Below are 13,788 nucleotides of genomic sequence, written 5' to 3'. Positions count from 1 at the left end.
TCAGCCAAAAATGTCCGGATTCAAACAAAACATTTTGTTTGAATCCGGACAACTTTAAATATATTAATTTTTTTATTTTAATTGTTCAATAAAATTTTTAGTCTTTACCTTTTCAATAGGTTTCATATACATCTCACTTTTCTTTTTGATAAAAGGAGAACCTAAGATTAGCAAATCATACGGAAACTCATAGGGTATAGAGTAATTTCCAAGAGAGTCTGATAAAATTCTTGTCTCTTTCACAAAAACATCATATTTAAATCCAGCATCTTTTAATCTCTTAGTCAATACAGTTTCACAATTAGCAACTACATCAACTAATTCTTCATAATTTTTAATGGATTCCCAAAATTCTTTAAAAAAACTGCTTTTTACAACATTTGAGTTGAAAACTTGAAAATAGGATTGAATATGCTCTTCTATGCATGGCTTTTGAATATATGTACCATCTTCTAAATATGGAAAAAGAGTAATTCCCCAAAAATCCACATTTTTTGATTCCATTTTTGCAAATACATTTCTAAAATCATATCGCCCACAATAACAGCTATTATTCAATAAAAGTAATTGATCAAATGTAGCTACATACTCAAATCCTAGACTCAATATAGCGTCTCTCCATCCTCCAAAATCATATCCAATGTTTTCTCTTTCTATTATTCTACTAATATAAGGCGATACCTTCTGTTTTTCTAGTTCAGATATTTTTGAATTAGTGATAAATACTACTTGTTCTACAAATGAACTTAGCTCTTTAATATAATTAACATCGTCTTCTGAAATACAGTTATTTTTATCATAATGGACATACAATGCGATTCTTTTTAATTCGCTATAATCTATAATCTCACTGTAATCATTAAATGTTTTGATTGTTTTATATCCGTTAATTTTAGCAACAATACTCCATATTCGTTCGATTTGATGCCCTAAAGTTTGGTTAACTTGTCCTTTCTCTTTTGGAAAATCATCAAAATCAAAATTTGCTTTAAATACTTTTTCAATTGCCTTAGTGCGTGCCCAAAACATATTTCCAACAGGAAAAACAATATCTTTATCTAAATCATCTTTTAGTCCTAATCTTTTTAATAACGCTTTACAGTACTTTTCATTATCTCCCCAATGAGCTTGCAAACGTACTACTGGATATACTTCAGGATATATTAAACCTACATTATTTTCATTTTCAAATATAGAAAATATATGCTTAATGTTTTCGGTATTTCCAAAAAGATGTCTATATAAAAATTCTCTCCAACCATCTCCATAATTATTAGTAGCAGTTTTTTTAGAATGAATATGACAAATATATTCGTACCTGTCAATTTTATCTTTTAATTGCAGAAGAAATGGCGCTACATCACGTCCTCTATTTTCGTATACACCTACTTCAATATAATTAGCTGAGCAATTTTGTCTAAACTTTGCTTGAATTAATTCCTTTTTTTCAAGGGTATCCGTTGTAATATAGCAATCATATTCAAACGGTATCTTATTAATCTCATTAATTATTTCAACTACTGTATCTACATAATATAAATGAATTTGAACAGCTATGCAGGGCTTCTTATTTAATTTAGACAGAGAACTTTCCTTAATTTTTATATTACTTTTTTTATTTAAAACCTTCACTTCATTAAATGGAATATCAAATAACGCTTTAGATAAAGTATTTATGTTTGCATAACCGTATTTCTCGTCTGGTTCGAGATAAGTTCCCTCAGCCCATTCATTCCATGCATTGATAAACACAAAACGATTTGATTCGTCAAAATTATTTCGCGCATCATCTATGATCAAAGTTAGCCATTGATAAAAGCTTTTTAAAGAATAGCCCCAAAAAGTTGTCCAATTGTTATCACGCCTTGCTGCATTGTCCCACCCAAGCATTGCAGTTTTATGTAAAGGTAGGGTGTTTTTGACACTGGACTCTTTTAATTGAGCTCCTAAAATATCCACTAATTTCCGATAATTATAAATACAAGCTTCTTTACCATTTAAATTAACATCACGCACTCCAATAATATCATACCACATATTATGAGGCGGGAATTCTAATTCTCCGTCAATATAATTTTCGATTTTCAATTTTGACGCCGTATTATTAGCTGTCTGACAAGTCCAAATTAAAATTTCACCTATACCTACCTCATCTGCCCTACGTCTCCAAGCAGCAAATGTTTCTTTAATATCTGGTATTTCTCCCGGATTATAAACAATAATCAATGGTTTACCATTGATTCGAATATATCGTCTATCATCAATATATTTCTTTATATCGTCAATAAACTTATTCCTATCATCTTTACTATAAGATTGTCCTAAAAGCACCTCTTTGTTGAGTCCATCCCATGCTCGAGTAAAATTCTCATTTGCCCAGCATAAGCAAAAATTAAAGTCTATTTCTGGATGTTCCAATAACATATCAACTGGTTTTTCCATTATTCTTCTGCCTGAAAACCAGTAATAATAAAAACAAAAACCATAAACTCCATGCTGCTTTGCTAATTCAATCTGTTTTTTTAATGTTTCGATTTTGCTTAGATCATAATAACCAATATCTGAATGGGGTGTACGTGGCTGGTAATGCCCTTCAAAACGCGGAGAGGTTTTTGATGTATTTGTCCATTCAGTAAATCCTTCTCCCCACCACTCGTCGTTTTCCTTGATTCTATGAAATTGCGGTAAATAAAAGGCTATAGCTTTAATGTCTGTTTTTTCAGAAGAAAAGTCTATATTATCTTGGTAATCACTTTCATATCCAGAATACAATAGACTATCTTCCGCATGCAAATCAATACCCGTTTTATTGTGAAATTTCTTGATTTCCCACTGTCTCAATAAGAAATCTTTTGTTTTTTTAGTTGTCTCCTTTATTCCGTTATTCTTTATATTTTTTATTCCTTTATAAACTATTTCTGTATTCTTATTTTTTTTAATATATCTTTTCGTTCTGTCCAAGCTAACTCGCAAAGGCTTAGTTGCTTTCCAAACAGAAGAATTTCTGATCGATTCAAATTCTTGATTCAAACTCCGATAGTTTTCTTCCAATAATCTTTCTTTTTCTTTTGAAATAATCAATTCTTCTTCTTTCCTTTTTTCAACTATCGAATTGACTACTTCAATTTCTTTTTTCGTAAGCTTCTTAATATCACATGTAATTTTAATCAGTTCCACATTTTCCAAATTGCCCTTTACTTGATAAACAGGATCGTCAGTTAGAAAATAATACCATCCATTATTTTTGTAAGTATAATTAATAGGAAAAATTGTTAAACTATTTTCATTGCTTTTTATTTCTAAATTACGCACTCGACAATATTCTTCACAAGGATCCCAACGCAAGGAACATATTTCAATACTAACTTCATTTAAATCATAAGTTATCTCAAGTCTTCCATCTTTTATATTGTTCCGAGAGTATATAGATTCGTTAATGGCGAAAGAATTTCCTTTACTATAAAACAATCTTGTATCAACTTCATTTTTATTTAAAATCTGTTCACTATAATCTGTTAAATTAAATCTTTCTTTTTCATATTGCTTATAATCAAAACGGTCTGAGCCAACATAAGAATACACAAAATGATGATCCCAACTTTGATATATTTGATTCTTCTTTTTATCATCCAATCCCACACATAAAAGCAGTTCTTCTAAATCGTAATATTTCTTTGCTATTGTACTGTTTTGATAATACATCATTAAAGAACGCCATAAAACAAAATCAACGGGAATCAGAAAATCGAATATCCATTCATAGTCAATTACTAAGTATCCATCTTCCTTTTTTGTTTTAAAGAGATTACAAAATAATAAATCAATATTCAAATTTCTCTTACACTTTAACTCTTCAAACAATGAACAATCACCAAAAACATTTTTAAATTTTTCATTAAAATATTCATTAGATGCTACAGATTCATGTGAAAGGTTCTTTTTAAATTCATTCAGTAGGAGTTCAAATGCTTCTTTTTCGCCGTCTTTCAGCTTGTTGTTTAATATTTTTTCAAATGTCGCTCCCTCAACATATTCCATTTCAATCCCTTGATCCGATTCTTGAACAGGTGCATTTTTTAACAAAAAATCATCAAATTTGTAGTTTTTCACCATTTTTTTTAAATGTTTTTTTGCACTATCTGAGAGACCTTCTTTCTTAACCCTAATCTTACCATTTTGATCTTTAATAATTTTTGTAATAATAGAAAATTCTTTCTTTCGTTTATTACTTATTTTAGCAAATAAGATTTCTTCATTGTTTTTACTTTTACTTGAAGAACTATTATTAATCTCAATTAAAAATGAGTTGCTAAATTTCTCATAAACTCCCTCTTCTATAAGAGTGCAGGCCATTTTTTCTTCATCAAAAAACGAAAAACGTTTTTGATCATAACTAGGCTTAACAACAGCATTATTTTCTAATATTCCCATAGATTCAGTTGTATATATCGCATCTGGAAATTTATAATCATAATAAGGATAATAAAACTTATAAGTATTATAATCAGCTTTATCTATGAGCAATTCTATTTCTTTACTACTAAATGTCTTTACTTCATTGCTATATTGATATTGATCTAAGCCCGAAAACAGAGTATTTAGATGATCTTCCGGGGCCCCGTTAAAGTATTTTAAACCTAAGCGATTTTCAATTGCTATTAGAAGGGTTCCGTCGACTTTTAATAATCGTTTCAGTTCAACCAATAAATCTAAATAGGGATTTTCTGTTTTTGTAAAACTCGCAGCATATTCGAACACACCATTTAACACAATATAATCAAATTTTTCTTTAAATTTAATATTATGAAAATTCCCAACAATTATTTCAAGATTTTCCTTTTCTTTATGCCTTTCATAAATCGTCTCGCTTCTATCTTTCGTGAGTTCAACGGACGTTACTTTTTTTACTTTATCACATAACATTCCTGTTATGGCGCCGCAGCCTGCCCCAATTTCCAGTAAACTAGCGTCTTTTTTAAAATCATACCAATTCAAAATATTTTCTCTTAAATGGCTTAAATGGTACAAAATAGGCCAGCGATCATCTTTAGCAATAACTTCCTGAAAATCTACACCTGATTGTATAATTTCAAAGATTTCTTTTTCGATAGGCCCATCAGAGTATTCATTTTCGTTTTGATAGTAATCCAAATTTAATTTTGCCATAATATAACCTTTCTAATTTCCCTTTTTATAAGCTTCACAAACCTCTTTAGCCTCACCAATCTTAACCATATTTCCTTTTTCTAACCACATAACATGAGTACACAATCTTTCAATTTGTGCAATAGAATGTGATACAATTAAAACTGTGGTTCCACCAGCCATCATCTTACTCATCCGCTCTTCACATTTTTCCTGAAACCTGAAGTCTCCAACGGACAATATTTCATCTACAATTAATATCTCTGGTACCACTGATGTCGCTATTGCAAATCCAAGCCGGGCTACCATACCAGAAGAAAAGTTTTTGACTGCAACATCCATAAAATCTTGTAGTTCTGAAAATTCGATAATCTCGTCCATTTTTTCGACCATATGCTCCTTGGTATAGCCTAAAACCAAACCATTGAGCATCACATTTTCTCGTGCTGTTAAATCAAAATCAAAGCCTGCACCCAATTCTATTAATGGAGAAATATTTCCTCTTACATCAATTGTTCCACTAGTAGGTTTTAGTATTCCAGAAACAATTTTTAATAAAGTACTTTTCCCAGATCCATTTAATCCTACAATTCCGAATACATCGCCTCGGTTAACGTCAAAACTAACATTATTTAGAGCCTTAAATTCTTCAAAAAACAACTGATGTTTCACCATTTTCACAAAATACTCTTTAATACTCTCGATCTTCTCACTCGACATATTAAATGTCATTGTTATATTTTTTGCTTCAATAATTTTAGACATTTTTTCCTCTTTATATATATAAGATAAATTGATCCTGCTTTTTCTTAAAAAACAATAATCCTATTATTAAAAACAAGCTTGCAAACCCAATACAAACTAAATTTTCTTTTAATCCAGGTATCATACCATATAAAATTACTTGACGGAAATACTCCACATAATGATATAAAGGATTAAATACCATTAATTTTTGCATGATTGCTGGTAACATCTCCATAGGATAGATAATAGGCGTTAAGTACATCCAAGCTGTAATCCAAACACCATATAGATGTTCTGTATCCCTAAAAAAAACATTTAGTGATGAAAGGATCAACCCCAGTCCCGTAGAAAATATTAAAGTATATACCAATGGGATTGGAAACAGCACAATTGTCCAAGTAACATGAACCCTTAAAATAAGCAGTACTATTGCAACTGCAATTAATGAAAACAAGGCATTAACAAACGCGAATAAAACTTTTTCAAGCGGAAAAATATATTTTGGTATATAAACCTTTTTTATTAATCCAGACGCACCTCTTATAGAATTCATTGCTAATACTGTTGCTTCAGAATTGAAGTTAAAAATCAAAGACCCTACAATATAATAGGCCGGAAAGTTTTCAATATTCATTTTAAAAATCCGAGAAAATACTGCTGTAATAACCAGCATCATTAACAACGGATTTAAAACACTCCAGGCAAGTCCTAAAACAGAACGACGATACTTCACTTTTACATCTTTAACAACTAATTCCTTTAACAAATATCGATATTTAAAAAATTTTTCAAAATATCCTCTAAATTCCTTCTTTTTAGGAACGCTTAAATTTTCTTCACTCACTTTATAATCTCCTTAAAATTTGTTTATAAAGCAGATAAACTTACCCAATCGGTAAGTTTATCTGCTTGCTTTTAAATATTAATAAAGTTTATTTCTTAGAATACATCTTCTCATAGTATTCCTGATATCCGCCAGATTTCACCTGTTTTAGCCAATCCTGATTGTTTAAATACCAGTCAATGGTCTCAACAATACCCTGTTCAAAAGTATAAGATGGCGACCAGCCAAGCTCGGTTGTAATCTTTGTATTGTCAATGGCATAACGGCGGTCATGGCCTAAGCGGTCCTCCACATGGATTTTCAGATCATCTGAAATCTTTGAAGCATCCGTATCGATACCATTATACTGGTCATTGCTTAATTTTTCTTTGACATCGGCAATGATCAGGTCGACAATTTCAATATTGGCCTTTTCGTTGTTGCCGCCGATATTATACACTTCACCCAGACGGCCTTTGTGAAGCACAGTATCAATACCGCTGCAGTGGTCTTTTACATGCAGCCAGTCTCTGATCTGCATGCCATCCCCGTAAATCGGCAGATTCTTAAGCTCAACCACATTGGAAATCATGAGTGGAATCAGCTTTTCCGGAAACTGGTAAGGACCGTAGTTGTTGGAGCAGCGGGTAATATTCATTGGAAATTTAAAAGTATTTCCATAGGCCCGTACCAGAAGGTCTGCGCCAGCTTTGGATGATGAATAAGGACTGTTTGGCTGGATCGGTGTTGTCTCGGTGAACATGCCAGTCTTTCCAAGGGCGCCGTACACTTCATCGGTGGAGACCTGAAGGTATTTTACGCCTTCACGATAAGTTGGATAGCCGTTTTCGTCTTTTCCTGTCTGCCAGAGATTTTTTGCGGCGTCCAGCAGAACCTGGGTCCCCATTACATTGGTCTGCACAAAGATTTCCGGGTTTTCGATGCTGCGGTCCACGTGGGATTCGGCGGCAAAGTTGACCACTAAATCAAAATTGTGTTTTTTAAATAAATCGTTGATGAAAGAGCGGTCTGCGATGTCGCCTTTCACGAATTCGTAGTTGGGATTATCCTCAATGTCGGTTAAATTTTCCAGATTTCCCGCGTAGGTCAGTAAATCCAGATTGACAATCTTATAATCCTGATGCTGGTCCAGCATGTATTTTACAAAGTTCGAGCCAATAAATCCGGCGCCGCCGGTCACTAATACTGTTTTCAATCTTTAAACTCCTCTTAAAATTCTAACGTATCTTTGATATCTTTTAAAAACGGCTGTTTCTGATCTTTTTCGGATAACAGCAGCTCCAAGCCCTCAACGGGCCATTCAACACCGATTTCCGGGTCATTCCATCGAATACCGCCGTCGTATTCTGGTGCGTATAAATTTGTGCATTTATAATTGAAGGTCGCCTCGTCTGATAAGACGACAAAGCCATGGGCAAAGCCTTCGGGAATGTAGAACATGGTGTTATTTTCTGCGCTCAGCTCAACACCGGCCCACTCACCATAGGTTGGCGATCCTTTTCTCAGGTCGACTCCCACATCCCATACAGCGCCCTGGGTACAGCGTACCAGTTTTCCCTGTGAGTATTTTCTTTGAAAGTGGAGCCCTCTCAGCACACCCTTTTTAGACTTTGATTCATTGTCCTGAATAAAGGTCATATCGAGGCCCTGCTTTTCAAATTCTTCTTTATTGTAGGTTTCCATGAAGTAACCGCGTTCATCTCCAAAAACGGAGGGCTGAACAATTACCAGTCCTTCAATCTGAGTTTTTGTCACTGTTATGGCTGCCATTAGTTCACTCCTCTTTTCTCGTTTGCCCGGTTGATTAAATACTGTCCATAGGCTGTTTTTTTGAGGGGATCTGCCAGCTTTAGAAGCTGTTCCCGATTGATAAATCCTTTTGTGTAGGCAATCTCTTCCACACAGGAAACAAAAAGGCCCTGGCGTTTTTGAATGGTTTCCACAAAATTAGATGCCTCAATCAGGCTGTCATGCGTACCGGTATCCAGCCACGCCATCCCACGGCTGAAAAGCTCAACTTTTAAATCACCGCGTTTCAGATAGGTCTCATTAACCGTTGTAATTTCAAGCTCTCCTCTCGGTGAGGGCTTAATGTTCTTGGCAATCTCCACCACGTCGTTATCATAGAAATAAAGACCCGGCACTGCAAAATTGGACTTTGGTTCTGTTGGCTTTTCCTCAATGGAAATAACGCTGCCATCCTCTGCAAACTCAACGACGCCATAGCGCTCTGGGTCTGTTACTGGATAACCAAAGATTACAGCGCCCTTTTCAAGCTCCGCCGCGGCTGCAAGCGACTTTGTAAAGCCTTGTCCATAAAAAATATTGTCGCCCAAAACCAGCGCAACCTTATCGTCCCCAATAAACTCTTCGCCGATAATAAAGGCTTCTGCCAGGCCGTTCGGCGCTTCCTGAACTTTATATGAGAAGTTTAATCCCAGCTCCTCACCAGTTCCGAATAAGCGTTCAAACATCGGCAAATCATGGGGGGTGGAAATAATCAAAATATCCTTAATTCCTGCCAGCATCAACGTCGACAGCGGATAGTAAATCATCGGCTTATCATAAATTGGCAATAATTGCTTGGATACTGCGCGGGTGATGGGATATAAACGTGTTCCGGACCCTCCGGCTAAAATAATTCCTTTCATATATCTCTCCTTAATTCTATTCGATCAATTTTCTTTTAACCATTTTAAGTATTCAGACAATGCTTCTTCCCATGGTCTGAACACATTGATTTTCAAATCTTCCAAGCCCTTATTTCTTAACACAGAATAATGCGGTCTGGGAGTTGGGCTTGCGTATTCCTCTGAGCTGACTGGCTTAACATCAATCTTTACACCGCTTTTCTCAAAAATAGCAACCGCGAAATCATACCAGCTGCACTGGCCTTCACAGGTTCCGTGATAAATTCCATAGGCATTGGTCTGGATCAATTCAATGATGGCCCGGGCAAGATCAACCGTGCTGGTAGGTGTTCCCACCTGATCACTGACCACGGTAAGCTGAGGATGATTTTCCGCCAGTCTCAGCATGGTTTTCACAAAGTTATTACCATCACCATAGAGCCAGGCTGTACGGACAATGAAGTATTTATCCATCGTCTCTGCCACATATTTTTCACCTGCGGCCTTGCTGTCGCCGTACACTGTTTTAGGGTCAACAGGGTCTGTTTCCACATAGGGGCGAAGCTGTCCATTTTGGGCAATCCCTTCACCGTCAAAGACATAATCTGTTGAAACCTGTACTAAAACAATATCTTTTTCTTTTGCAATCTCAGCCAGGTTTTTGGGGCCATCTGCGTTTATTTTAAAGGCAGCTTCCCGGTTTGTTTCACAGCCATCCACATTTGTCATGGCGCCACAGTTAATAATTACATCTGGCTCTTCCTTGGTAATGATCTCACTGATTGCAGCTTTATCTGTAATATCAAATTCGGGGATGTCATAACCGACAAAATTAATTTTTTTGTCTTTAAGCTGAATACTTAATTCCCGGCCCAACTGGCCGTTGCTTCCTGTTACAAGTACTTTCATATATTTCACCTTTTTTTATTCTTTTATGCGGACTAAATCTATATTATTATACTGCACAAGCCTTTATTTGTCTATTTTTTTTCTTAATTTTCTTAAAAATGTATCCAATTTGTATCAAAATTATGTTATAATTAATAAGCTTAAATTGCCTTTATGTTCTGATTTACACACAATATGTATTATTAAAATTTTGAGAGGATTTTATATGACATTAAAAAAGAAAGTACTGTGCATCGTTTTGGCCTGCCTGATCATTGTGGTTGGCAGCGGTGCCGTGTATGGCTTTAGCATTTTGCATGGGATTGCCGGCGAGCAATTGGACGAAAGCGATCTTAATATTAATGATTTATTAAGCGATGATGTCGCAAATATCGCACTATTTGGAATCGATGGTCGTGATGATGTGGAGGGTGATCGTTCAGATACAATTATGATTGCTTCAATTAATTTCAAAACCGGCGCAATTAAAGTTACTTCTGTCATGCGTGATTTACTGGTAAAAATACCAGAAGGCAGCAAAAATGACGTTTCTTATGAAAAAATCAATGCTGCATATGACTACGGTGGTCCCCAGTTAGCTGTAAAAACATTGAATGAGAATTTTGATTTGAATATCAGTGACTATGTGGTCGTAAACTTTGATTGTCTTGTCGACACCGTTGATACTTTAGGTGGCGTTGATGTCAACATTGAAAATGAAGATGTATTATACTGGACAAATGAATTCATTAACCATGTAAATTATGTCTTAAACAAGTCTGACCCTAAAATTGAAGGTGTTGGCACTCAACATTTAACCGGTGTTCAAGCTTTAGCTTACTGTCGTAACCGCTATAGTGATGATGATTATAAAAGAACAGCTCGACAGCGCGAGGTTGTACAGCAGATTGTTCAAAAGGCATTAAATGTCGATTTATTCACTGGTATCAATTTACTCGGAAAGGTTTATCCTTATGTAAAAACTTCATTATCGCTTCAGGAGATGACTACTTATGCTAAGGCATTTATGACTGTTGAAAACAAAACATTCACTGATTACCGTATTCCATTAGATGACCTTTCATTTGGCGAAATGATTGATGAAGTTTGGTATCTTGTTCCGAACTCACTGGCTGACAATGCCGTTATGCTTCATAAATTTTTATACGAAAGTGAAAGCTATACACCCACTGCCAATCTATTGAAAATCAGCGAACGTGTCGCAGGAATCGCCGGAAGCGGAAGTGGTGGTGTCACAGTTGATGAGGATGCTCCTTATCAAAAATACAGCAACAGCAACGAAAATGATTCAACCGAGCCAACACCATCAACGGATAACAGTTATGACAGTTCTGGTAACAACTCATATGACAATTCTGATAATAGCTCTGATAACTCAGACTATGCACCTCCGTCTGAGGATTATACGCCATCACCGGAATAAGCAAAACGCAAACAAAAATCCCTTTGGTTAAATACCAAAGGGATTTTTTATAACCGTTATTTAATTCTTGCTCCGCATCAAATTGATCAGGCCGCCAGCCTGCAGCATTTCTTTCTGGCGTTCAGACACTTCGATTAACAGCGAATATTCTTCATTTTTCGTTTTATTCTTCAAAACAATTCTTCCAGTATTTACCTGTTCTCTGGCGTGATCAATCATCAGATCATCTCCCAGAGAAATCTTATCGTAATCTGCTTCATTCTCAAACACCATTGGCAAGATACCATTATTGATCAGATTATTTTTATGAATACGGGCAAAGGATTTTGTGATAACCCCTTTAATCCCGAGATAAACAGGCGCTAAAGCGGCATGCTCACGGCTAGAGCCCTGCCCATAATTCTGTCCACCGATAATGAAGCCACCATGGTTATCCTTTGCGCGCTGCGGAAATTCCGGATCACAGGGGGACAGACAATAATCCGCCAGGTATGGGATGTTCGAGCGGTACGGTAACAGCTTCGCATTGGAGGGCATGATATGGTCTGTTGTGATGTTGTCCTCCACGACGATCAAAGCTTTTCCTTCAACGGTATCTGCTAGTGGTTTGGCAAGTGGGAACGGCTTGATATTTGGTCCCTTAATAACTTCAACCCTTTCACCCTCAGGCGCCGGCGGGATTACCGCGTTATCATTGATCAGAAAATCTTTTGGCATTTCGATATCCGGCAGTTCAACTTTACCGAGGGGATTTGTCAACACACCCTTAACAGCTGAAATCGCAGCGGTTTCCGGGCTTAAAAGATACACGTCTGCACTAACCGTCCCAGATCTCCCCTTAAAATTACGGTTAAAGGTTCTGAGCGACACACCGTCTGTACACGGCGCCTGCCCCATACCAATGCATGGTCCGCATCCACATTCAAGAATTCTGGCACCGGCATTCAAAAGATCGGCCAGCGCGCCGTTTTCTGCCAGCATGGTCAAAACCTGTTTGGAGCCTGGTGCAATGACCAGCTGCACATTTTCCGCAACGGTCTGCCCTTTCAAAATAGCTGCTACCTTCATCAAATCAAGCCATGAGGAATTCGTACAGCTTCCGATGGCTACCTGATTAACCTTGAGTCCTTCAATTTCAGAAACCTTAACAACCTTATCTGGGCTGTGCGGACAGGCTGTCAATGGCTCCAAGGTGCTTAAATCTACTTTTACAACCTGGTCGTATACAGCGTCGGAATCTGCGGACAGGGCTGTGAAATCTCCGCTTCTCCCCTGAGCCTCAAGGAAGGCTTTTGTCATCTCATCTGAAGGAAAAACCGAGGTTGTCGCGCCGAGCTCTGCGCCCATATTGGTTACAGTTGCGCGTTCCGGCACGGTCAGCGTTTTTACTCCATCTCCAGTGTATTCAAAAACTTTATTGATACCACCCTTTACAGTACATTGTCTGAGCACTTCAAGAATGATATCTTTAGAAGAGACACCCTTGCGCAGTTTTCCAGTCAACTCAACCTTTACCACTTCTGGCATGGTGATATAGTATTCACCGCCTGCCATGGCCACCGCTACATCCAGACCGCCGGCGCCAATGGCCAGCATGCCAATCCCGCCGCCTGTCGGAGTATGGCTGTCGGAACCCAGCAGCGTCTGTCCCGGAACGCCAAAGCGTTCAATTTCAACCTGATGGCAAATTCCATTACCGGGTTTTGAAAAATAGACGCCGTGTTTTTTAGCAACGGTTTGAATATAGATATGGTCATCCATATTTTCAGGGCCTTCCTGAAGCATATTATGGTCAATATAAGCTAATGAGCGTTTTGTTTTAACTCTTGGTACCTCCATGGCCTCCAGCTGCATATACGCCATGGTTCCGGTGGAATCCTGTGTCAATGTCTGGTCGATGCGGATGCCGATTTCTGTCCCTTTGACCATTTCACCTACCACCAAGTGATCTTTAATAATCTTCTCAGTTAAAGTTAATCCCATTCTTTATCTCCTTCAAAATTAATTCATGTATTATTATACATCATATATGTATTATTTTACCAGACTAAACTGATGAATACCTGTAGTAAAAGCTTTTTTCACCTGTT

9 protein-coding genes are annotated in these 13,788 nt (G+C 36.6%); 1 reads left to right on the top strand and 8 read right to left on the bottom strand.

Annotated elements, in window-relative coordinates:
• Positions 1 to 72: 72 nt before the first annotated feature.
• The 7 genes from FYJ53_RS03040 to rfbD all read right to left on the bottom strand — a co-directional run bounded on the left by FYJ53_RS03040 (position 73) and on the right by rfbD (position 10,275).
• Complete coding sequence (locus tag FYJ53_RS03040; protein ID WP_154556959.1) at positions 73 to 5,166, bottom strand: glycoside hydrolase family 99-like domain-containing protein; 5,094 nt, start codon at positions 5,164 to 5,166, stop codon at positions 73 to 75.
• Positions 5,167 to 5,178: 12 nt separating this feature from the next.
• Positions 5,179 to 5,910: an ABC transporter ATP-binding protein gene (locus FYJ53_RS03035; protein ID WP_154556958.1), complete on the bottom strand. Its 732-nt coding sequence runs from the start codon at positions 5,908 to 5,910 to the stop codon at positions 5,179 to 5,181.
• A 10-nt stretch (positions 5,911 to 5,920) separates the two neighbouring features.
• Positions 5,921 to 6,736: an ABC transporter permease gene (locus FYJ53_RS03030; protein ID WP_371720259.1), complete on the bottom strand. Its 816-nt coding sequence runs from the start codon at positions 6,734 to 6,736 to the stop codon at positions 5,921 to 5,923.
• Positions 6,737 to 6,824: 88 nt separating this feature from the next.
• On the bottom strand, positions 6,825 to 7,931 hold the full coding sequence (gene rfbB / locus FYJ53_RS03025; RefSeq protein ID WP_154556957.1) for a dTDP-glucose 4,6-dehydratase: 1,107 nt from the start codon (positions 7,929 to 7,931) through the stop codon (positions 6,825 to 6,827).
• Positions 7,932 to 7,945: 14 nt separating this feature from the next.
• Positions 7,946 to 8,506 carry a dTDP-4-dehydrorhamnose 3,5-epimerase gene (gene rfbC, locus FYJ53_RS03020; protein ID WP_154556956.1) on the bottom strand — a complete coding sequence of 187 codons (561 nt, stop codon included), beginning with the start codon at positions 8,504 to 8,506 and terminating at the stop codon, positions 7,946 to 7,948.
• Positions 8,506 to 9,387 carry a glucose-1-phosphate thymidylyltransferase RfbA gene (rfbA, locus tag FYJ53_RS03015; protein ID WP_038353072.1) on the bottom strand — a complete coding sequence of 294 codons (882 nt, stop codon included), beginning with the start codon at positions 9,385 to 9,387 and terminating at the stop codon, positions 8,506 to 8,508. The genes rfbC and rfbA overlap by 1 nt, the downstream gene beginning before the upstream one ends.
• 24 nt (positions 9,388 to 9,411) lie before the next feature.
• Positions 9,412 to 10,275, bottom strand: a complete 864-nt coding sequence (gene rfbD / locus FYJ53_RS03010) for a dTDP-4-dehydrorhamnose reductase (protein ID WP_154556955.1) — start codon at positions 10,273 to 10,275, stop codon at positions 9,412 to 9,414.
• A gap of 205 nt (positions 10,276 to 10,480) precedes the next feature.
• Between rfbD and FYJ53_RS03005 the strand changes: the two genes are divergently transcribed.
• The gene (locus FYJ53_RS03005; RefSeq protein WP_177190846.1) at positions 10,481 to 11,698 is read left to right on the top strand and encodes an LCP family protein; all 1,218 of its coding nucleotides are present in this window, start codon (positions 10,481 to 10,483) and stop codon (positions 11,696 to 11,698) included.
• Positions 11,699 to 11,758: 60 nt separating this feature from the next.
• Here FYJ53_RS03005 and FYJ53_RS03000 read toward each other — a convergent pair whose 3' ends face one another.
• Positions 11,759 to 13,681 carry an aconitate hydratase gene (locus tag FYJ53_RS03000; protein ID WP_148429688.1) on the bottom strand — a complete coding sequence of 641 codons (1,923 nt, stop codon included), beginning with the start codon at positions 13,679 to 13,681 and terminating at the stop codon, positions 11,759 to 11,761.
• Positions 13,682 to 13,788: the final 107 nt, after the last annotated feature.

Origin of the sequence: Eubacterium sp. BL-380-WT-2B (assembly GCF_009696115.1) — a bacterium.
Lineage (GTDB): Bacteria > Bacillota > Clostridia > Eubacteriales > Eubacteriaceae > Eubacterium > Eubacterium callanderi.
This window is presented reverse-complemented; position numbering and strand designations above follow the sequence as displayed.

Coding starts and splice junctions, on each gene's coding strand:
- FYJ53_RS03000 (WP_148429688.1), bottom strand. CDS start 13,681: ATGGGATTAACTTTAACTGAGAAGATTATTAAAGATCACTTGGTGGTA.
- rfbC (WP_154556956.1), bottom strand. CDS start 8,506: ATGGCAGCCATAACAGTGACAAAAACTCAGATTGAAGGACTGGTAATT.
- FYJ53_RS03040 (WP_154556959.1), bottom strand. CDS start 5,166: ATGGCAAAATTAAATTTGGATTACTATCAAAACGAAAATGAATACTCT.
- rfbD (WP_154556955.1), bottom strand. CDS start 10,275: ATGAAAGTACTTGTAACAGGAAGCAACGGCCAGTTGGGCCGGGAATTA.
- rfbA (WP_038353072.1), bottom strand. CDS start 9,387: ATGAAAGGAATTATTTTAGCCGGAGGGTCCGGAACACGTTTATATCCC.
- FYJ53_RS03005 (WP_177190846.1), top strand. CDS start 10,481: ATGACATTAAAAAAGAAAGTACTGTGCATCGTTTTGGCCTGCCTGATC.
- FYJ53_RS03035 (WP_154556958.1), bottom strand. CDS start 5,910: ATGTCTAAAATTATTGAAGCAAAAAATATAACAATGACATTTAATATG.